General features: G+C 73.5%; 17 protein-coding genes. 2 read left to right on the top strand and 15 right to left on the bottom strand.

Annotated elements, in window-relative coordinates:
• Positions 1-16 precede the first annotated feature (16 nt).
• Together OO54_RS17610 and OO54_RS17605 are read left to right on the top strand one after the other, a co-directional pair.
• Entirely contained in the window at positions 17-637 is a 621-nt protein-coding gene (locus OO54_RS17610) for a TetR/AcrR family transcriptional regulator (RefSeq protein WP_033204207.1), read from the top strand.
• Positions 634-1,350: a phosphatase PAP2 family protein gene (locus OO54_RS17605; RefSeq protein ID WP_033204206.1), complete on the top strand. Its 717-nt coding sequence runs from the start codon at positions 634-636 to the stop codon at positions 1,348-1,350. Before OO54_RS17610 ends, OO54_RS17605 begins: the two co-directional genes overlap by 4 nt.
• Before the next feature lie 12 nt (positions 1,351-1,362).
• Here the strand turns inward: OO54_RS17605 and OO54_RS17600 are convergent, their stop codons facing one another.
• From OO54_RS17600 to OO54_RS17530, 15 genes are read right to left on the bottom strand one after another with little or no spacing between them, the layout of a single operon-like run.
• A complete protein-coding gene (locus OO54_RS17600; RefSeq protein WP_033204204.1) occupies positions 1,363-2,697 on the bottom strand; it encodes a glutamate-1-semialdehyde 2,1-aminomutase in 1,335 nt (444 codons plus the stop codon).
• A gap of 7 nt (positions 2,698-2,704) precedes the next feature.
• The gene (gene rfbC, locus OO54_RS17595; protein WP_033204202.1) at positions 2,705-3,256 is read right to left on the bottom strand and encodes a dTDP-4-dehydrorhamnose 3,5-epimerase; all 552 of its coding nucleotides are present in this window, start codon (positions 3,254-3,256) and stop codon (positions 2,705-2,707) included.
• A complete protein-coding gene (locus OO54_RS17590; protein ID WP_033204200.1) occupies positions 3,253-4,494 on the bottom strand; it encodes a polysaccharide pyruvyl transferase family protein in 1,242 nt (413 codons plus the stop codon). The genes rfbC and OO54_RS17590 overlap by 4 nt, the downstream gene beginning before the upstream one ends.
• Positions 4,491-5,438 (bottom strand): glycosyltransferase family 2 protein, encoded by a 948-nt coding sequence (locus tag OO54_RS17585; RefSeq protein ID WP_033204199.1) that lies wholly within the window; start codon positions 5,436-5,438, stop codon positions 4,491-4,493. Before OO54_RS17585 ends, OO54_RS17590 begins: the two co-directional genes overlap by 4 nt.
• Positions 5,435-6,724, bottom strand: a complete 1,290-nt coding sequence (locus tag OO54_RS17580; protein ID WP_033204198.1) for an MATE family efflux transporter — start codon at positions 6,722-6,724, stop codon at positions 5,435-5,437. The genes OO54_RS17585 and OO54_RS17580 overlap by 4 nt, the downstream gene beginning before the upstream one ends.
• A 5-nt stretch (positions 6,725-6,729) precedes the next feature.
• Positions 6,730-8,010 (bottom strand): DUF4910 domain-containing protein, encoded by a 1,281-nt coding sequence (locus OO54_RS17575; protein WP_033204196.1) that lies wholly within the window; start codon positions 8,008-8,010, stop codon positions 6,730-6,732.
• The gene (locus OO54_RS17570; protein ID WP_033204195.1) at positions 7,998-9,023 is read right to left on the bottom strand and encodes an NAD-dependent epimerase/dehydratase family protein; all 1,026 of its coding nucleotides are present in this window, start codon (positions 9,021-9,023) and stop codon (positions 7,998-8,000) included. Before OO54_RS17570 ends, OO54_RS17575 begins: the two co-directional genes overlap by 13 nt.
• 3 nt (positions 9,024-9,026) lie before the next feature.
• Positions 9,027-9,677, bottom strand: a complete 651-nt coding sequence (locus OO54_RS17565) for a PIG-L deacetylase family protein (protein ID WP_033204193.1) — start codon at positions 9,675-9,677, stop codon at positions 9,027-9,029.
• Positions 9,674-10,480: a glycosyltransferase family protein gene (locus OO54_RS17560; protein ID WP_017237717.1), complete on the bottom strand. Its 807-nt coding sequence runs from the start codon at positions 10,478-10,480 to the stop codon at positions 9,674-9,676. Before OO54_RS17560 ends, OO54_RS17565 begins: the two co-directional genes overlap by 4 nt.
• The gene (locus OO54_RS17555) at positions 10,477-11,712 is read right to left on the bottom strand and encodes a class I SAM-dependent methyltransferase (protein ID WP_017237718.1); all 1,236 of its coding nucleotides are present in this window, start codon (positions 11,710-11,712) and stop codon (positions 10,477-10,479) included. The genes OO54_RS17560 and OO54_RS17555 overlap by 4 nt, the downstream gene beginning before the upstream one ends.
• Entirely contained in the window at positions 11,709-12,920 is a 1,212-nt protein-coding gene (locus tag OO54_RS17550) for a glycosyltransferase (RefSeq protein ID WP_033204192.1), read from the bottom strand. Before OO54_RS17550 ends, OO54_RS17555 begins: the two co-directional genes overlap by 4 nt.
• Before the next feature lie 8 nt (positions 12,921-12,928).
• Positions 12,929-14,149: a membrane protein gene (locus OO54_RS17545; RefSeq protein ID WP_033204190.1), complete on the bottom strand. Its 1,221-nt coding sequence runs from the start codon at positions 14,147-14,149 to the stop codon at positions 12,929-12,931.
• Between the two features lies 1 nt (position 14,150).
• The gene (locus OO54_RS17540) at positions 14,151-15,671 is read right to left on the bottom strand and encodes a right-handed parallel beta-helix repeat-containing protein (RefSeq protein WP_033204188.1); all 1,521 of its coding nucleotides are present in this window, start codon (positions 15,669-15,671) and stop codon (positions 14,151-14,153) included.
• Between the two features lie 11 nt (positions 15,672-15,682).
• Positions 15,683-17,650 carry an alginate lyase family protein gene (locus OO54_RS17535; protein WP_033204186.1) on the bottom strand — a complete coding sequence of 656 codons (1,968 nt, stop codon included), beginning with the start codon at positions 17,648-17,650 and terminating at the stop codon, positions 15,683-15,685.
• Positions 17,647-19,830: a bi-domain-containing oxidoreductase gene (locus OO54_RS17530; RefSeq protein WP_033204184.1), complete on the bottom strand. Its 2,184-nt coding sequence runs from the start codon at positions 19,828-19,830 to the stop codon at positions 17,647-17,649. The genes OO54_RS17535 and OO54_RS17530 overlap by 4 nt, the downstream gene beginning before the upstream one ends.
• Positions 19,831-19,843 lie beyond the last annotated feature (13 nt).

Here is a 19,843-nt window from a genome sequence, read left to right as displayed (position 1 = left end):
CGCTAGGATCGCGCGCATGCCGAACGAACCCTCGCCGCCCCGCCGCCGGGGCGCCGTGCGTACCGAAGCGCTGCTCCAGGTGACGCTCGATCTCGCCGCCGAGGTCGGCTACGCGGGACTCAGCATCGAGGCCATCGCCCGGCGGGCCGAGGTCGGGAAGCACACCGTCTACCGGCGCTGGCCGACGAAGGCGGCCCTGCTCCTGGACGCGCTCCAGCGGGCCTGGGCGACCGACCTGGACCACCGCGACACCGGCGACCTGCGTGCCGACCTGCGCGAGCGGTTCCTGCGCTCCTCGTCCGCCCTGACCGAGCCGCCGATCGGTCCGGTCTACCGTGCCGTCATCGCCGAGGCGCAGTCCGACCCCGCGGCGCGGGCGACGCTTCACGAGCGGTTCCTGCGCACCGTCGAGACGAGCACCCTGGAGCGCGTCACCCGTGCCCAGCGCGCGGGGGAGCTGCGCGCGGACGTGGATCTCACCTTCGCGGCGGAGGTGCTGTGCGGAGCGCTGTACTACCGCCACCTCCTGACTCCCCGTCCGGTCGACGAGGTCGCGATCGACGGGCTCCTGGACATGTTCATGGCCGCGTACGGCAGTCGGTCGCGGACGCGTCGACCGGACGCGGTGGGCGGGTGACCGGCCGGTCGACGGGCGCGGTGCCGCACAAGGCGGTGCGCGGGCCGCACAAGGCGGTGCGCGGGCCGCTCGGGGCGGTCGCGGGCCTCGCGGCGCTGCTGGTCGTCGTGCTCGGGGTCCTGTTCGCCGGCGACAGCGGGCCGACGGCGGTGGACGCCCGGGTCTGGGCGGTCGTGGGCGGAGCGGTGGTGGGCGGCGTGGGGGCGCCGTGGCGGGACGTCGCCCTCGCCGTCGACTTCCTCGGGGAGCCGGTGGGGGCGGTGGTGCTGGTGGCCGGGGCCGTCGGGGGGTGTCTGCTGCTGCGGCGGCCGCGCGCGGCCGTGCTCGTCGTGGCGGGCGTCGGCATCAGCGTCGGGGCGACGAAGCTGCTCAAGCCCGTGGTGGGGCGGACCGTCCACGGCGAGAACCTGTCGTTCCCGAGCGGACACACCGCCTTCCTCACCGCGTTCGCGCTGGTGGTGGCACTGCTGCTGACCGGCCGGATCGGCCTGCGGGGGACGGCCGGCACGTCGCTCGTGGTCGCCGCCGGGCTGGTCGCCGGTGGCGCCATGGGCTGGGCGCAGGTCGTCCTGAGCGCGCACTACCCGACCGACGTGGTGGGCGGCTGGTGCACCGCGATGGCGGTGGTGCCGGCGACCGCGTGGCTGGTCGACCGGGCGGCGGACCGCCCGGTCGATCGTGGAGCCGACGCCCCTCGGGGCGACCGGTGTTGAGGAGCCGTCAGATCAGGCGAAGCGGCGGAAGACCGGTTTGACGGGGCGGCCGGCGAGCCAGGGAGTGGGGTCGGAGGCGTCGAGGGCCTTGCGGTAGACGGCGCAGGCCTGCGCCACGACGTCGACGGTGTGATCGATGTCGGCGTCGGTGAGGGCGCTGCTGACGACGAACGAGGGGGCCAGGACACCGCCGGCGAGCAGATGGCGGAGGAAGAGGGTGCGGTACTCCTGGGAGGGCCGTCCCCGGTCGTCGAGGGTGGCGAAGACCAGGTTGCTGGGGCGGCCGCGCACGACGAGGTGGTCGCCGACGCCCAGGGAGGCCGCGGCGTCGCGGACCCCGGCGGCCAGGCGTTCGCCGAGGGTGTGGAGGCGCGCGGTGACGGCCTCCTCGGTGTAGGTGGTCTGTACGGCCATGGCGGCGGCCAGGGAGTGGGTCTCCGCGCCGTGCGTCGTGGACAGGAGGAAGACCCGGTCGGCGGAGTGGCGCAGGCCGCCCCGCTCCATGAGGTCGCGGCGGCCGGCGAGCGCGGAGACGGCGAAGCCGTTGCCGAGGGCCTTGCCGAAGGTGGAGAGGTCGGGGACGACGCCGTACAGGCCCTGGGCGCCCGCTTCGGACCAGCGGAAGCCGGTGATCATCTCGTCGAAGACGAGGACGCAGCCGTGCCGGTCGGCCAGCTCGCGCAGGCCCGCGAGGTAGCCGGGCGGCGGCTCGGTGTGGGTGGCGGGTTCGAGGATGAGGCAGGCCACCTCGTCCTGGTGCCGGGTGAGGAGCTCCTCGGTCGCGGCGAGGTCGCCGTACGGGAACGTCACGGTGAGGGAGTCGGTCGCCGCCGGTATGCCGGCGGACATCGGGGTGGTGCCGATGAACCAGTCGTCGGTGGAGAAGAACGGGTGGTCGGCGCAGAGGGCCACGCGCGACCGGCCGGTGGCGGCGCGGGCGAGGCGCACCGCGGCGGTCGTGGCGTCGGAGCCGTTCTTCGCGAACTTCACCATCTCGGCGGTCGGCACGGTGGCCAGGAAGCGCTCCGCGGCCTCGACCTCGACGATGGACGGCCGGACGAAGTTGCTGCCGCGGTCGAGTTCCCGCCGTACCGCCTCGACCACGCGGGGGTGGGCGTGGCCCAGGCTGACCGACCGCAGGCCGGAGCCGTACTCGACGTAGCGGTTGCCGTCGACGTCCCACACGTGGGCGCCGCGGCCGTGGCTGATGACCGGGGCGAGGTCCTCGGGGTACTGGTCGTCGCCCTTGGCGTAGGTGTGCGCGCCGCCGGGGATCAGGGCGTGCAGCCGCTCGTTCGCCTCCCGCGACCGGGGGAGGGCGAGGCCGCCGGTGTCCTCGGTGTTCATGCCCGCCTCAACTCGCCTTCTGCTTCAGGGCCTCGGCGAGGCTCGGGGCCTTCCGGTCGCGTTCGGACATCGAGGTGACCGGCAGCGGCCAGGGGACGGCGAGCTCCGGGTCGTCGAAGGCGATGGTCACGTCCTCGGCGGGGTCGTGCGGGCGGTCGATCCGGTACGAGACGTCGGCGGTCGCGGTGAGGGCCTGGAAACCGTGGGCGCATCCGGCGGGGACGTACAGGGTCGCCTGGGTCTCGTCGGACAGTTCGACGTGGACCTGGTTGCGGTAGGTCGGCGAGTCCGCCCGCAGGTCCACGACGACGTCGAAGATCCTGCCGTACGAGCACCGCACCAGCTTGGCCTCGCCGGCGCCGGAGCGCAGGTGCAGGCCGCGCAGTACGCCCCCGACCGAGCGGGACAGGCTGTCCTGGACGAAGGCGTCCGGGTCGAGGCCCACCGAGCGGACGACGTCGGCGTCGAAGGTACGGGAGAAGAAGCCGCGTTCGTCGGCGTACGGGGTCGGCTCGAAGAGGTACGCGCCGGCGATCGCCGGGACTTCGGTCGCTTTCATGGGGCCTTCCGCGAGGTGGGTGCGTGGTCGGTCGTCGGGAACAGGGCCGCCGTGAGGGCGGCGAACTGGTGGTCGAGGCGCCGGGCGACGGCCAGGTTCCGCTCGGCGAGGGTCCGCCGGAGCTCGGCCGATCGCCGCTCCAGCGCCCGGAACCGGTCGAGCAGCCGGTCGGCGTCGACCTCGCGCGCCGGGTGGCAGAACTCGGCGAGGCCCATCAGGTCCATGAGCGCGTCGCTCTTCGCCGCATAGCTGAGCGCCAGCGTCGGTGTGCCGGTCTTCAGCGCGCAGACCAGGTTGTGGTAGCGGGTCGCCACCACGGTGTCGGCGGCCGCCGTCTCCTTCATCAGGTCGGCGAGGGAGGCCGCCTCGGCGGCGGTGACGAGCGGCGAGTCGACCGCGGCCAGGATCGCGGCGACCACCTCCCGGTCGACCTCGTCGCCGGTCAGCAGCCGGACCGGCCTGCCGTCCTCGACCAGCGCGCGGACGAAGCGGGTGGTCCCGTCGAGGTAGCGCCGGTGGATCTCCTCGGCCCGGGCACGGTCGTCGTCGCCGCCGTGGAAGTCCATGACGCCGACGCAGACCGGGCCCGGCGGCCCCGCGGGCCCGCCCGCGACCGGTGCCGGAGACGGCGGTGCCGGCAGGGAGAACGCGAGGTCCGGGTGGACCTCGTCGTGCGCGGTGTCCACGCCCATCGCCCGCATCGCGTCGCGGGACAGGCCGTCCCGGTACGACCGGTAGGCGGCCAGCCGGGCCGACCAGCGCACCAGGGCGCGGGTCGGGCGGCTGCCGATCGGGGCGGCCCCGACACCGACCAGCGCGACCCGGGTGCCGAGCAGCCGGCCGCTCGCGCAGAGCAGGAACAGGGAGTACGGGAAGCCCCAGGGCCGCAGCGGCAGCGTGGCCTCCAGGACGCCCATGCCCGGCACGATCACCACGTCGTGCCGGCGCACCCAGGCGGCGGTGCGGACGACGTCGACGAGTTTGCCCAGGCCCTTCGCCGCGATCGCGCCCGCACGCGACGCGGTCCGGTACTCCCCGCCGTACCAGTGCAGTCGCGTCGCCGGGATCCCGTACCGGGCCGCGACGACCTCGGGTCCGCCGCACAGCGCGTCGACGGCCGCGTCCGGGTGCGCGCGCCGGAGGTAGCCGAGCACGGCCTCGAGCGATCCGTCGTTGCCGAGGTTGCCGGAGCCGAGCAGGCCGAACAGGCCGACGCGCACCGGAGTCCCGGACGTCATGCCCGCCTTCCCTCGCGGCCGGCGACGAGGGCGTCGACGGAGACGGTGAGCTTGGCCGGGTCGACCGGGGCGCGGTCCTCGACCCGCTCGCCGGCGCCCGGCCGGGCCCGGCTGCTCATCCACGCGGCGAGGTGGCGGTAGCACTCCCGCCGGTCGGCGGCGGACAGCGGCGCCCGCCGGATCGCCGCGACGAAGCCCCAGACGTACTCGGCGAGCAGCCGGGGGGTCGGGTGCAGCGCCCCCGCCCGGCGCGGGTCCAGGTTGACGCACCGGGAGCGCTTGGAGGGGTTGGCCCGCTCGGCGCGGGTGGGGTGGTCGCGGCGGAAGTACATCAGCTCGGGCACCTGGTGGAAGGGACCGTTCAGGCCGATCTCCGCGACGAACGTGCGGTCCGCGTGGTGGTAGCTGTCGTGCGGCCTCACCCGGCGCAGCACGTCGGCCCGCATCACCCCGTAGAAGTCGTCGCCGCCGGGCTCGAACAGCATGCTGCGGAAGCGCTCCGGCGCGTGCGGGGAGGCGGTGGCGAGCCCGTACTCGTACGGGACCTTCACCTGGCCGTCGCCGTCGATGACCGCCTGGTCGGCGTGGGCGAGGATCACGTCAGGCCGCTCGTCCAGCGCCTCCACGCAGCGCCGCAGCAGGTCACGGGCGTACAGGTCGTCGTGCGAGGCCCACTTGAACAGCTCTCCGCGGCACTGGGTGAAGACGTAGTTGTGGTTGGGCGCGGCGCCGATGTTGCGGGTCAGCCGGATGTAGCGGATGCGGGAGTCCCGCGCGGCGTAGTCGCGGGAGATGTCCTGGGTCCCGTCGGTGGAGGCGTTGTCGGAGATGACCAGCTCGAAGTCCTCGTAGGTCTGGCCGAGCAGGGCGTCCAGCGATTCGGCGAGGTACTCCTCGCCGTTGTACACGGGCAGGCCGATGCTCAACCGGGGATGGGCGGTCATGACGTCCTCGCTTCGGGAGTGGAGTTCCGGTGGTGCTCGCGCAGGGCGGAGCGCAGCTGCAGCCACCACAGGGCCGAGCCGCAGAGGGTCGCCGCGGCGACGCCCCAGGCCGATCCGACGGTGCCGGCGACGACCGCCCCGCCCAGCCCGCCGCCCGCGTAGCAGGCGGAGGCGAACAGTTGGGCGCGCAGGCTGCGCCGGGCCGCGCCGAGCGCGCGCAGTCCGGCCGCCGCGCCGGTGCCGAGACCGGCGCCCGCGACGCCCAGGGTGACCGGCACGATGAGTGCCGAGGCGGCGCTCCAGACGCCGCCGAGCACGAACGCGCCGGCCCGGTCGGGCACCAGGAGCAGCGCCCCGCCCCACAGCAGGGCGGCGGCGGCCTGCCCGCCGCCGAGCAGCAGGCAGAAGGCGCGCATCCGGTGCGGGGCCCGCTTCAGGACCCGCGCCGCCTCGGCGACGGTGACCAGCGAGAGGCCCATCAGGACGGCGAGGAACGGGCCGAGGAGCAGCTCGGCGCCGCGGACCGTGCCGACCGCGCCGACCCCGACGATCGCGCCGAGCCCGTACGCGCGCAGCTGGCTCGCGCCGCTGTTGCTGACGTTCTCGACGAGGTACCGGGAACCGAGGTCGCGGTGCTCGCGCAGCCACGTCCCGGCCCCCGCCGACCGGGGCCGGATGCCCGACTGGAGGCAGCCGTACGCGGCGGCCACCGCGGCCGACCCGCCCCAGGCGAGCAGGAAGGCGGCCACGCTGCCCACGCGGGCCGCCACCACGAGGGCCGGGAGGAGCGCGACGCCCCACACGACGTCGTTGACGAAGGCCTTGCGCCCGGCGCCGGCGGCGAAGAAGGCGAACCGCCAGGCGTCCTGGAGCAGCAGTCCCGGCAGGACGACGCCGAGGCAGGCGAACGCGGACCCGACGCCGCCGCCGAGACCGAACCCGACCAGCAGGGACACCGCGCCGAGGGCGGCGCCGACGGCGAGCGCGGTACCCGACGAACGGGCCACGGCCCCGCGCCAGGACGCCTCCGGCACGCCGCTGAAGCGCACCACCAGAGGGTCGGTGGCCAGCCCGCGGGAGACGTTGAGGACCACCCCGTACGTCACCCAGGCCAGGCTGAACACGCCGAACGCCGTCACCCCCAGCGAGCGCGCCACGTAGATGCCCACCGCGAAGTTGGTCATGCTGGAGGCCGCCTGGTCGGCCAGCCCCCAGGACAACCTGCCGACGAGGGCCCGCCGGGCGGATCCGGCCGTCGCCGTCGTCTTCTCCCCTTCGGTGGTCATCGGCTTCATGCCTTGATCAGCCCGGCGTCGTGCAGGGCGCCGGCCGCGGTGGCGACGGCGTCGAACGGCAGCCCCGACCGCTCGGCGACGTCCAGCAGCCCGTGCTCGCCGTCGGAGAGGCTGAGCACCCAGAGCATGGCCATCTGGGCCTGCTTGGTGTCGCTGCGGCCGCCGAGCGCGTCGTACAGCCCCCGACGGCCGAGCTGGGGTTCGCCGTAGGGGCTGAGGTTGACGTACGTCCGGTTGCGGTCGAGGACGGAGAACGCCTCGGTGCAGAGGGCCAAGGTGTCCTCCAGTGCCTCGGGGGTGACGAGGTCCGGGTTGTCCGCCGACGTGTGGTACTCGGGGTACCCGGCGTACGGGGTTCGGCTGAGCGAGCCCACGCCCAGGTCGAAGCCGGGCGAGCAGAACTGCCGCTCGTCGTAGCCGTACGGGGTGAACTCGGTGATCCGGTGCGGACGTTCGGACGCGGTGAGGACGTGCCACATCACCCGGTCGATCTCCGCGTCGCCGCGCCTGCTCCGCTTGTACGTCAGCTGCCCGGGGTCGCCCGCGCAGGCCAGCACGAGACCGTGCTTGACCCGCTCGATCCGCTCCGCGTTGCGGGCCAGCCAGGTGATCGCCCCGATGGTGCCGGGCGCGAACAGGAACCGGTAGGTGTAGTAAGGCTTCCGCTCCGCCAGCGCCCGGGCCAGGAACACCGCCACCGCGACGCCGGCCATGTTGTCGTTGGCCAGCGACGGGTGGCAGACGTGGCAGGACACGATCACCTCGTCGGGGACCTGCCCGGGGACCACGTGCTCGGCGTAGGTGAGGTGGCCGTCGGCGAGCGTCGAGTCGATCCGTACCTCGTACTCGCCGTCCGGAAGGGCGTCCAGGGTCTCCTGGGCCAGGCAGAACCCCCACTCCGGCTTGTAGTAGCTGGTGCGGTACGGCACCCAGGACGGCTGGTCCGGCAGGGTGTGCAGGTGTCCGCGCAGCTCGTCCAGCGGCATCGTCGCCGACACCGGGACGCTGTAGCCGAGCACGTGCAGGCTGGACGCGGCGAAGTCGACGACCCGTCGTCCGTCGGAGTCGGCGACGTACGCGTCCCGGATGTTCCACTCCTGCGGCACCGTCCAGTCGAGCACCTGCGTCCCGGTCGGCACCTCGTGGACCTGCAGCGGGACGTACTCGTCGACGATCCTCAGGGTGGCCCGCACCCCGTCGCCCGTGATGCTGCGGCACAGCGGGTACAGCCGCTCCACCAGGGCGTGCATCTCCTCGCCGGCGGTCATCGGCGCCACCGCAGGGTGTCGTCGACGGCGCCGGTGTCGGACGCCGCGCGCAGCACGGCCAGCCGGGTGAAGCGCCGCTCGAAGTCCTCGGCGGTCAGCCCGTACTTCCGGTAGGCGTCGGCGAGTTCGAGCGCGCCCCGCTTCACCGACCACTCGCAGTCGAACCCGGGGATCGCGGCGCGGAACCGGGAGAAGTCCACCCGGTACGACCGCGGGTCGGCACCGTTCTCCCCGGTGATCCGCACCCGCGAGCCGTCCACCGCCTCGGCGACCTGCCCGGCGATCTCGGCGACCGTGACGTTGTTGGCCTCGCTGCCGATGTTGAACGCCCGGTCGTGGACCGCTTCCCGCGGCGCGACCAGCGCGGCCGCGAAGGCCCGGGCGATGTCGGCGGCGTGCACCAGCGGGCGCCAGGGCGTGCCGTCGGAGAGCACGAGGACCTCGCCGGACAGCAGGGCGTGGCCCACCAGGTTGTTCAGCACGATGTCGGCGCGCAGCCGCGGCGAGTAGCCGAAGGCGGTGGCGTTGCGCATGTAGACGGGGCTGAAGCCGTCGTCGGACAGCTCGTGCAGGTCGTCCTCCACCCGCACCTTCGACTCCGCGTACGGGGTCACCGGGCGCAGCGGGGCGTCCTCGGCCACCAGGTCGTCGCCGCCGGCGGCGCCGTACACCGAGCACGTCGACGCGTACAGGAAGCGCCGCACCCCGGCCTCGCGGGCCAGCCGGGCCAGCCGTACCGAGGCGTGGTGGTTGATGTCGTAGGTGAGCTCCGGCGCCAGCGATCCCAGCGGGTCGTTGGACAGCGCGGCCAGGTGGATCACGGCGTCCACCCCGGCCACGTGCTCGGCCGTGACGTCCCGCAGGTCCACCCGGTGGCCCTGCGGGTCCGCCGGCACCGGGCCGAGGACGCAGTCGGCGAACAGGCCGGCGTCGAGACCGACGACCTCGTGTCCGGCGGCCGTGAGGACGGGGGCCATCACGGTGCCCAGGTAGCCCTGGTGTCCGGTGAGCAGTACGCGCAAGGTTCATTCCCCCAGGTCGAGAGTGAGTTTGGTGACGGCGAAGGCCTCGGCGTAGCGCGCGTGGCATTCGATTCCGCGGATCCGGGCGAGGCCGAGGAAGGCCTCCCGGTCGTACCAGGGACGGTGCCGCTGCGAGGGGTAGTGCTCCTGCAGCAGCCGCACCTTCCGTTCGGCGGTGTCCGGCGACAGCGGCTGGTACGCCACCGGCCGTCCGAGGTCGCCGTCCCACTTGACGATCTCGTAGCCGAGCACCAGGTGGTCGCGGAACGCGGTGGTCATCAGCTTCGCCAGGCCGCGGTGGTCCTGGTGCGCGTCCTCGGTGCGCGGGGCGAGCACGAGATCGGGATCGGTCCGCCCGCGCAGTTCCTCGACGGCGGACTTGGCCTCCTCCCAGTGCGCCGGCAGCCTGCCGTCCGGCAGCTTGTGCACGGTCAGTCGCAGGTCGGCGCCCGGACAGAAGGCGGCGAGCGCGGCCCGCTCCTCCTCCTCGCGCTCGCCGCCACCGCCGGAGAGGACGAGGGCGTCGACGCGCAGGCCGGGCCGGGCCCGGCACAGCGTGAGCAGCGTCCCGCCCGCGCCGATGGCGATGTCGTCGCAGTGCGCGCCCACCGCGACGATCCGTTCCAGGGGCCGCCCGGCCCCGAGCCGGATCACGCGGGTGCTCCGGCGTTCGCCTCCGCGCCGTCCCGCTCCCACACGGCCCACGGGCGGTCGCCCACGGCGTAGGCGGCGTCGAGCGCGGCCCGCTCCTTGACGGTGTCGGTCGGCTTCCAGAAGCCGCGGTGCCGGTGCGCGACGAGCCGGCCCTCCTTGGCCAGGCCGGCGCATCCGTCGGCGACCAGGTCGCCGTTCTCCGGTATGTGGTCGAAGACCTCCTGGCGGAGCACGAAGTAGCCGCCGTTCTCCCACAGCGGCAGGTCGCTCACCGCGGTGATGCCCCCCACCAGGCCGTCCTCGCCCAGGTCCACGCAGTGGAACGAGGACTGCGGCGGCACCACCATCATCGACGCGCCGGCGTCGCGCCGCGAGAACCGCTCGATCATCTCGTCCAGCGGGGCGTCGGTGAGCACGTCGGCGTAGTTGGCGAGGAACATCTCGTCGCCGTCCAGGTGGTGGCGCACCCGGCGCAGGCGCTCCCCGATCGGCGACTCGATGCCGGTCTGCGCGAACGTGATGGTCCAGTCCGAGATGTCGGTGGACAGCAGCTCGGTCTTCCCGCCCCGGAGCACGAAGTCGTTGGACGTCGTCTCCTCGTAGTTGAGGAAGAAGTTCTTGATGTGGTCCGCCCCGTAGCCGAGGCACAGGATGAACTCCGTGTGCCCGAAGTGCGCGTAGTAGCGCATGACGTGCCAGATCAGCGGCCGGGGCCCGACCATCGCCATCGGCTTGGGCACGTCGTCGGAGGTTCCGTTGCGCATCCGCATCCCGTAGCCGCCGCAGAACAGAACGACCTTCATGACGTCACCTCGACAATGCTCAGTTCCGGGATGGGGAAGACGAGCCGGCCGCCCCACTCGTGCACGAAGGACAGCTGCTCGGTCAGCTCGGCCCGCAGGTTCCAGGGGAGGACGAGGACGTAGTCCGGCTTGTCGGCGGCGATCCGCTCGGGCGGCAGGATCGGGATGCGCGTGCCGGGCGTGAACCTGCCGTGCTTGTACGGGTTGCGGTCGACCGTGTAGGCGAGGAGGTCGGGCCGGATGCCGCAGTGGTTGAGCAGGGTGTTGCCCTTGCCCGGGGCGCCGTAGCCGACGACCGTCTCGCCGCGCTCGGCGGCGTCGATGAGGAACCGCAGCAGGTCCCGGCGCACCTTGGCGACCCGCGCGGAGAACTCGGCGTACCCGGACAGCTCCTGGAGTCCGGCGGCCTTCTCCCGGTCCAGGACGTCGGCCACCGCCCGCGACGGCTCGCCGGCCACCTCGGCCGGCCGGGCCCACAGCCGGATGGAGCCGCCGTGCGTGGGCAGCAACTCGACGTCCACCAGGGCGAGTCCGCCGCTGGCCAGCGCCCGGATCGCGGACGCGACCGTGTAGTACTGGAAGTGCTCGTGGTAGATGGTGTCGTACTGGTTGTCCTCGATCAGGGTCAGCAGGTGCTGCACCTCGATGGAGACCCAGCCGTCGTCGGCGACCAGGGCGCGCAGCCCCTGGGTGAACCCGATGACGTCGGGGATGTGCGCGTACACGTTGTTGGCCACGACCAAGTCCGCCGGGCCGTGCTCGGCGCGGACGGCCGAACCGGTGTCCGGGCTCAGGAACTCCGTGAGCGTGGGCACCCCGGCGTCCCGCGCGGCGGCGCCGACGTTCACCGAGGGTTCGATGCCGAGGCAGCGGATCCCGCGCTCCACCACGTGCTTCAGCAGGTACCCGTCGTTGCTGGCCACCTCGACCACGAACGCGTCGGCGCCGAGACCGACCCGTTCCGCGGCGTCGGCGACGAACGTGCGCGCGTGCTCCACCCAGGAGGTCGAGAACGACGAGAAGTACGCGTACTCCTCGAACGTCTCCTCCGGCGTGATCAGCGGAGGGATCTGCGCGAGCCAGCAGTCGGTGCAGACCCGCAGGTGCAGCGGATACGCGGGCTCCGCCAGGTCCAGCCGGTCGGCGGCGAGAAAACTCTCGCACGGTGGCGTCGCCCCCAGATCGACGACGCTCGCGAGCGCCGCCGAGCCGCAGAGTCGGCAACGTGTCATTTACTGCCCCCCATCGATTCCGACCGCACCGCGATCGCGGTGCGGTACTCCTCCACCAGGCGTTCAAGACCGACGGCCGGGCTGAAGTGCCGCTCGTAACGCCGCCGGGCCGCCTGGCCCATCTCCTGGTTGCGGACCGGATCCGCCGTGATCCGGCGGAGGCAGGACGCGAGCGACGCGACCTCGCCCGGCCGGTGCAGCAGCCCGGTCACCCCCTCCTCGACGAGCTCGACGAAGGCGCCGTGACCGGCGGCGACGGCCGGCACGCCGGCCGCCATCGCCTCCGCGGCCACCAGGCCGAACGTCTCCAGGGACATCGAGGGCGCCACCACGGCGACCGACCGGGCGACGGCCCGCCGACACTGCTCCGGGTCGTACAGGCCGACGTACCGCACGTCGTCCCGGCCCTCCGCCCAGGCGGTCACCTCGGGCGCCAGCGGCCCCGCGCCGGCCAGCACGAGCGGCACGCCCACGCCGCCGTCCGCCGCGAGCTCGTCCCACGCGGCCATGAGCAGCCGCACGCCCTTGGTATCCGCGAGCCGGCCGAGGAACAGCACGTGCTCGCCGGCGCCCGCGCGGAGGGCGCCCGGATCGGGCACGAAGTTGTGCTTCACCGCCAGCCGTCCGGCCGGCATGCCGGACCGCACCAGGACGTCGCGCTGCGCCGCGGAGATGCAGAAGAACCGCTCCACGCCGGACCACCACCGCCGCCGGTTGACCGACAGGCTGACCGCGAGCGGAACCGTCGCGAGCCGCGAGTTCCGGTAGCAGCCGTGCCGGACTGCGGGCAGCGACACCGCCGACCCGACGCACTCGGTGCACGGCCGGCCCTCCCGGTGCAGCGTGCCGGGCGGGCAGACCTGCGTGTAGTTGTGCAGCGTGGCGACGACGGGCACGCCGACGTCGGCGCAGGCCGCGAGCACCGCGGGCGAGAGCAGCGGGAAGACGTTGTGGACGTGCACCACGTCCGGCCGCTCGGCGCGGAGCCTGGCGGCGAGTTCCGTGCGCACCGCCGGGTTCCACGGCACGAGGAGCGGCACCGCCGCCTTGCCGAGCAGGGACCGGCCGGCGATGTCGTCGCTGCGCCGCTCGAACACCTCGACCCGGTGGCCGGCCGCGCGCAGCAGCCCCACCTCCTCGTCCACCACCCTGTTCTCCCCGCTCGGCTGCGCCGAGGAGTAGCGGTTGTGCACCACAAGGACATGCATCGCTCAGGTCACCTCCTGGCCCATCGGGGGACACGTCGTTGAGGAACTTCGGCCGTCGCCAGGGGCGCGGCCGCGGCGGGCGGCACGAGCAGCGACGCGGCCAGGGTCAGATGCAGCAGGTACGCCGAGGCGTCGCCGAGGCCGACCTCGGTGTACGACGAGAGCCCGCAGTAGGCGATCAGGAAGATCGCGCAGGCCCTCGACAGCGACGGCGGCCGCAGCAAAGCGACGGCGCCCAGCACGATGACGATCGCCGCCACGATGGCGACGCCGAGCAGCCCCTGCTCGTGGTAGACGGCCAGCCAGCTGTTGTCGATCGGCAGCCCGCCGAACGACTTGTCGCCGAGACCCGTGCCGAACACCGTCTCGCCGGTCGTCCGGGGCTCCGCGAGCAGGGCGTCCCACACCTTGGCCCGACCGGTGAGGTTGGCGAAGTTCTCCTGGCTCTGCCCGCGCAGGAACCAGGCCTGCAGCGCGGAGCTGAACACCACCGCGGCCACCGTGGCGCACAGCACCGCCCAGGCGAAGAAGCGGCGGGCCGCGGCGCTGGTCAGCACGAGCGAACCGATGGCCAGCACGAGACCGATGAGCAGGCCGAGCGTGGCCGTCCGGGTGTGGGTCATCGCGAGCAGGACGAGCGCCGGCACGATGATCACCGCCGCGCCGGCCCCGGTGGTCCGGCGGCCCAGGAGCAGCAGCACGGTGAGCCCGATGACCACGGCGCAGTACTGGCCGATCTGCGGCGGCGTGAGCGGCCACAGCGCGCCGACGAGCCGCCCGCCGTAGTACTCCGGCATGGCCGTGCCCGGCGAGGCGGCGAGGCCGGCGGCCACCAGGACGAGGACCGCGAAGTACAGCCGGATGTGATGGCGCACGAAGGTCAGGCCGCCGTCCCACCAGCGGCTGAGCAGCCACAGCGTGGCGACGAAGACGGCCAGCCGGGCGCAGCGGAACAGCGCGCCGAACCCGGACTCCAGGTGCACGCTGGCGATCACGCTCACCGCCACCAGCAGGGTGAGCAGGAACACGAACGCGCTGGCCCGGATGCGGAGCCGGAGGTTGACCAGGAGCGCCAGCGCGAACGCGGCGACCAGCGCGCCCATGGTGACCATCTGGATGAGGGAGCGGGGGATGGTGACGATGGTCTTCGCCCCGGCGGAGCCCAGTGTGTTGAGGACGAGCAGCCCCCAGACCGTCCCGACGATCCTCGACGTGTGGTCGGCGGTCATCTCAACCACCGTCCCGCGTGCGGAAGGTGCTGCCCGCGTCCTGCCGATACGGCGCGCCCTGCCACCGCCGGACGTCGACGACCCGGCCCGGGTCGTGGGCGACGAACGTCCACGACCCGACGTAGACGTTGTCGTGCCAGCGGTTGTGCTGCCCGAGGGTGACGGCCTGGGCCACCTGCCCGCCCAGGTACGGCGACCAGTCGGGCGAGGTGCCCTCGTTGGCCAGCACCGCCATCCGGTCGCACAGCGCCGTGCAGTCGACGACGGACTTGTCGAGGACGAAGCGGTTGTCGTGGATGTCCACCCGCTGGGTCCTCCACCGGCAGTCGGCGAGGAGCGGGGCGGCGGCGATCGCCGGCCGCGCGCAGCGGGCGGTGTCCTTCACCAGCAGCGTGCAGTAGCCCGTCGAGGTGTTGGCGGGGCTGTTGCAGAACCGGTCGGCGTTCTCCCACAGGGTGATCCCGGACCAGTTGTCCTCCAGCAGGTTCCGGTGGATCTCGACCTTGTCCGTGCGGGCCCGGAGCCGTGGTTCGCCGCCGGACTCGGAGATGTACAGCGTCGCGTACGGGAAGTCGTCGCCGTCCTGCGCGTACCGGCGGCCCTCGACCCAGTTGTTCCGCCGGATCGTGTTGTCCCGGACGACCGCGTTGTAACTGGTCTCGTAGATCAGCGCGGCGCCGTCGTTGGCCTCCAGGACGTTGCCCTCGATGAGGAAGTCGTTGTTGTTGTTGTCCGCCCAGAGCCCGGCCCCGCGGTTGTCGTGCACCCAGTTGCCGTGGATGTCGGCGCCGTCGACGGCCCAGAACTTGATGCCTCCGGTGCAGCCGCAGCCCGGCTGCCGCCGCTCCCAGTCGTCGGTGTTGTTGCCGGTGATCTCGTTGCCCTCGACCACCAGGCCCCGGATGGAGTCGCCGGTCTTGTAGGCGTTCATCCCGTACTGGCCGTTGCGGCGCAGGCAGCTGGCGCGGACCCGCTGCCGGGCGCCGGCCATCAGCCCGGCGCCGGAGTTGTCCTGGATCGTGGCGTGCTCGATCACCCACCCGTCGGCCATGTCGTGGTTGACCACGCCCTCGTCGTGCGGCGCGACGAAGCCCCGCACGGTCAGGTGGCGGACGACGACGTCGCGGGCGGTGCCGCCGAACGCGTACTGGTTGGTCTTCCGGCCGTCGAGGACCGCGCCCGGCGCGCCGAGGTAGCGGTTCCCCTCCTTCGGCACGACCTGGGCGTACTCGTCCGGTTCGAGCAGGTGCCTGCCCGGCCGGAGCCAGAACGTGGTGCGCGGGGGACTGCTCTCGGTCTTCGCGGCAAGGTCGCCGACCACCGAGGGATCGACCGTCACCGCGCCCGCCGGTGCCGTCGCCGGCCCGGCCGCGGGCGCGTCGCACACCCGGGCCACGGACGTGGACGGCGCGGCGGCGCCCGGCTTCGGCCGCGCGGCCGGCGTGCTCTCGCAGCCGGTCGCCGCCAGCAGGGCCAGCACCAGCGGTGCCGCCGGCAGCGCCCGCCGCCACTCGGTCCCCAAGCGTCCCCCCACTAGCCGTGGAACCTGAGCACGGTGGCGAACGGCTCGGCGCCGTCGCTGAAACCGGTCCCGACGAGCGTGGTGGCGGGCTCCTTGCGCCCGAAACCGGCGGAGTACCAGCCGAGCGGCGGGTTGCTCTCGCCGCGATGGGCCCGCCAGGACAGCTGCCCGGGCAGGTCGAGCGCCGCGGAGCGGTCCTCGCCGTCACGGGTCCAGGTCAGCACCGCGCGGTTCCCCTCCAGTTCCGCGGCGATCGCCGGGCCGAGGTGGAACGCCAGCTGCACCGCCCGGCGCGGACCGCGCACCTCGTCGACCACCCTCAGCTCCCGGCTCGCGGCCGTCAGCTCCACCCGGCGGCGGTGCACCGAGGGCCGGTACCCGTCGTGCTCGGCGGACCAGCTGACCGTCCCCCCGCCGGAGGCGCCCGCCGTGCCGGCGACCAGCACACGGCTGCGGGCGTGCCGGGTCCACAGGAACGGGCCCCCGGAGACCGACTGGTCGACGCCGTCCAGGCGCAGCGTGTTGTGGCCGAGGGTCGACCGGAAGTACTGCCGCCACTCGGGCTGCCCGTGGTAGCAGAACGTCCCCGGGTCGGCGAGCACGTCGACCCCGTCGTGGCGGACCTCCACCGACAGCGCGTCCGCGTGCGCGTGCGCGGCGATGGAGAGGAAACCGTGCGGACCGGCGTCGCAGCGGCACCAGATCCCCTCAGGTCCGCGCAGGATGGTCATGCCCGCGTCGGCGAAGTGCGCCGGCCGGCTCGCCGGACGGGCCACGGCACGACCGGTGCCGTCCTTCGCGTACGGCCGGACCAAAGCGGCCAGCAGCGGGGTGCGCACATCGGTGCCGGTCACCGCGGGCCACCAGGGGAGCCGGCCGAACACGGCGTCCCCGGTGGCGAGCAGCGAGCCCCAGCGGTCGGTGCCCGCACCGTCCACGACCAGGCCGTGCCCGTCGTCGGAGTCCCCCTGGCGCGGCGGCCGCAGCCGGTCGTCCACGACGGCCGCGAGCGCGTCCGTCATCCGCAGCAGCACCAGCCGGACCGTCGCGGGGACGGGCACGTCCGCCGCGTCCGCCTCGGCCAGCGCGGCAAGGCCGAGTTCGAGGACGAGGCCGTGGTATTCGCTGGCCAGTTCGCGGTTGAGGCCGGAACCGAAGGTGTTGCTCCGCAGATGCCGCTCCAGGGACCGCAGCGCGTCGTCCCGCCAGCGCGCCGAGGTGGGGAACCAGCCGAACGCGCAGGCCGCGGCCAACTGCCCGGCCGCCTCCGCGATGACGTGGTTGTTCGCCGACGACCCCCGGCTGGGGAACGCGGCCAGCCAGCGCTGGTGGTGCCAGATCTGGCGGAGCGCCACCGGATTGTCCTCGAACAGCCCGGCCGCGCCCGGCCAGCCGTCCAGCAGCCGACGGACCCACACCCAGGAGAGGAGCCGGATCCCCAGCTCGATGCCGCTCGTCCAGTGCACCCCGCGCAGCGGGGCGTTGGCCGCCCACCACGACCTCAGGTGCCCGTCCACGCGCTCGGCGTACCGCTCGTCCCCGGTGATCGCGTAGGCGGCGGCGAGCACGGTCAGGTACTGGTGCCGGGACAGCTCCCAGATCTGCTTGACGTCCCCGACCGCCTCCTCGTCTCGGTACGGCACGTCGAAGGCGTAGCCCCACGGAGCACGCCGCCCGGTCTTCGGGTCGTACCACCAGTCCGGGTCGGCCAGGTCGTCGCGGTCCACCCCGAAGAACTCGGCGTGCCCCGCCATCAGCCGGTCCGCGTCGGCGACGAGCCGCTTCGCGGCGTCCGGAGGTATCGCGCCCACCGTTCCCGCGGGGAGTAAGGCGGTGAACCGGGCGCCGGTCACCCGCGGGCAGTCCGGCCGCGCCGACCGCCACCGCCGCCTGCGCACCGTGTCGCCCACCCGGCCGCCGACCTCCCGCGGCCCCATCCGGGACAGCCGCCGCAGGTACCAGCCCGCGCTCATGCTCATCGCGCCCCCGCCAGCGTCACCGGAACGCCGCTCGCCAGGCCCGTGCGCACGGCGAGGGTGGCGGCCGTGGTGGCGACGAGGGACTCCAGCGGCACCGGCATCGGGCCGCCGGTCCGCACGGCCTTGACGAACGCGGCCAGCTCGGCGTTCTGGCCCTTGTCCCGGGCCTTGGGCAGCCGGGAACTGACCCATCGCTCGGGGCCGTACACCGAGGCGCGGACGAAGTCGTCGAGCTTCAGCACCTTGCCGTCCGCGACGAGGTCCAGCGTCTCCTTCGGGAAGCCGGACGCGCCGGTGGTGACGTAGCTGATGGTGGCGGTGGACCCGTCCGGGTACCGCAGCACGACCTGGAGGTCCTCGTTGCCGGGGGTGGTGAGCGCGTACACGGAGACCGGGTCGGCGCCGAGCAGCCAGCTCGCCGTGTCGATGAAGTGCCCGCCCTCGCCGGCGAACCGGGAGCCCTCGCTGTCCTGCCGGAGGTACCAGCTGCCGTGTTCGAGGCGGCCCGCGTTCACCAGGTAGCGGAGGCTCGCCGGACCGGTCCGGGCGCCGAACCGCTTCCTGGCCTCCTGGAGGAGCGGTGAGAACCGGCGGTTGAAGCCCACCTGCAGCCGGTCGTTGCCGGACTTCTCCACCGCCGCGAGCACACCCGCCAGCTCGTCCTCGGTGAGCGCCAGCGGCTTCTCCACGAACACCGCCTTGCCGGCGAGGAGCGCCCGCTGGGTCAGCTCGGCGTGGGAGCTGTGCCGGGTGACCACGAACACCGCGTCGACGGACGGGTCGTCCAGGACGGCGTCGAGATCGGTGGTCGCCCGGGCGAAGCCGAACTTCCGCCGCGCGTTCGCCGCGGACAGCGCCGTCGTGGTGACGACCGTGGACAGCTCGACGCCCTCGCGCCCGGCCAGGTGCGGCAGCAGCATCGACGTCGCGTAGTTGCCCGCGCCGACGAAGGCCAGCCGGACGGGCGTCCCGGCGGGCCGGGCCGGACTCCGCTTCCCCTCCACCGAGGGCACGGCCACCACAGGCGCCGCCGCCTCGGTCCCCGCCGCCTCCGCCTGCCCGGGATACCGGAACAGCACGGCCACGGCCTTCAACGCGCCGTCCTTCAGGGACTGGTACGTCTCGACGGCGTCGTCGAAGTCGGCGACGTGGGACACCAGCGGCTCCACGTCGACGCGGCCGCGGGCGAGGAGGTCGAGGAAGCACGCCAGGTTGCGGCGCTCGGTCCAGCGGACGTAGCCGATCGGATAGTCCCGCCCGGCGAGCTCGTACTCCGGGTCGTAGCGACCGGGGCCGTACGAGCGGGAGAACCGGACGTCGAGCTCCTTCTCGTAGTACGCGTTCCACGGCAGGTCGAGGCGGCACTTGCCGATGTCGACGACCCGGCCGCGGTCCCGGCTCATCCGGGCGGCCAGCTCGACGGGCTGGTTGCTGCCGCCACCGGCGGCCAGGTACACCTGGTCCACGCCGTGACCGCCGGTGAGTTCGGCGACGGAGGCCTCCACGGCCGCGGAGCCGGGATCGCCGCACGCGTCCGCGCCCAGCCGCTCGGCGAGCTCGCAGCGCGCCGGGTCGGGGTCGACGCCGACGACGCGGACGCCCGAGGCGACGAGGAGCTGCACCACCAGCTGCCCGATCAGTCCGAGGCCGATGACCAGCGCCACCTCGCCGAGCTGCGGCTCACCCTGGCGGACGCCCTGCAACGCGATCGACCCGACGGTGCCGAAGGCCGCGTGCCGGGGCGCGAGACCGTCCGGCACCGGGGTGTAGAGGTTCTTCGGCACCCAGTTCAGCTCGGCGTGCAACGCGTGCTCGTTGCCGGCGCAGGCCACGACGTCGCCGACCTTCACGTCGTCGATGCCCGCGCCGACCTGCTCGACCACCCCGCACAGCGAGTAGCCGAGCGGCGTGTACGAGTCCAGCTTGCCCATCACCTTGCGGTACGTGGCGGGCACCCCGTTGGTGGCGACGCTCTGCACGACCTTGGCCACCTGGTCCGGCCGGGAACGCGCCTTGCCCAGCATCGACATGCCGGCCTCGGACACCTTCATGAGCTCGGTGCCGGTGGAGATCAGCGAGTAGGCGGTCCGCACCAGCACACCGCCCGGCTTGCACCCCGGCACCGGCACGTCGAGCACCGTCAGCTCGCCGCTCTTGTAGTTCTGCACGACCTGTTTCACCGATGTCCTCTTG

This window comes from Streptomyces wedmorensis (assembly GCF_000716445.1).
GTDB lineage: Bacteria > Actinomycetota > Actinomycetes > Streptomycetales > Streptomycetaceae > Streptomyces > Streptomyces wedmorensis.
The sequence above is the reverse complement of the archived record's forward strand: the minus strand, read 5'-3'. Positions and strand labels throughout refer to the sequence as shown.

Coding starts and splice junctions, on each gene's coding strand:
- OO54_RS17585 (WP_033204199.1), bottom strand. CDS start 5,438: ATGACCGCCCATCCCCGGTTGAGCATCGGCCTGCCCGTGTACAACGGC.
- OO54_RS17555 (WP_017237718.1), bottom strand. CDS start 11,712: ATGACACGTTGCCGACTCTGCGGCTCGGCGGCGCTCGCGAGCGTCGTC.
- OO54_RS17580 (WP_033204198.1), bottom strand. CDS start 6,724: ATGACCACCGAAGGGGAGAAGACGACGGCGACGGCCGGATCCGCCCGG.
- OO54_RS17550 (WP_033204192.1), bottom strand. CDS start 12,920: ATGCATGTCCTTGTGGTGCACAACCGCTACTCCTCGGCGCAGCCGAGC.
- OO54_RS17590 (WP_033204200.1), bottom strand. CDS start 4,494: ATGACGTCCGGGACTCCGGTGCGCGTCGGCCTGTTCGGCCTGCTCGGC.
- OO54_RS17600 (WP_033204204.1), bottom strand. CDS start 2,697: ATGAACACCGAGGACACCGGCGGCCTCGCCCTCCCCCGGTCGCGGGAG.
- OO54_RS17545 (WP_033204190.1), bottom strand. CDS start 14,149: ATGACCGCCGACCACACGTCGAGGATCGTCGGGACGGTCTGGGGGCTG.
- rfbC (WP_033204202.1), bottom strand. CDS start 3,256: ATGAAAGCGACCGAAGTCCCGGCGATCGCCGGCGCGTACCTCTTCGAG.
- OO54_RS17535 (WP_033204186.1), bottom strand. CDS start 17,650: ATGAGCATGAGCGCGGGCTGGTACCTGCGGCGGCTGTCCCGGATGGGG.
- OO54_RS17610 (WP_033204207.1), top strand. CDS start 17: ATGCCGAACGAACCCTCGCCGCCCCGCCGCCGGGGCGCCGTGCGTACC.
- OO54_RS17560 (WP_017237717.1), bottom strand. CDS start 10,480: ATGAAGGTCGTTCTGTTCTGCGGCGGCTACGGGATGCGGATGCGCAAC.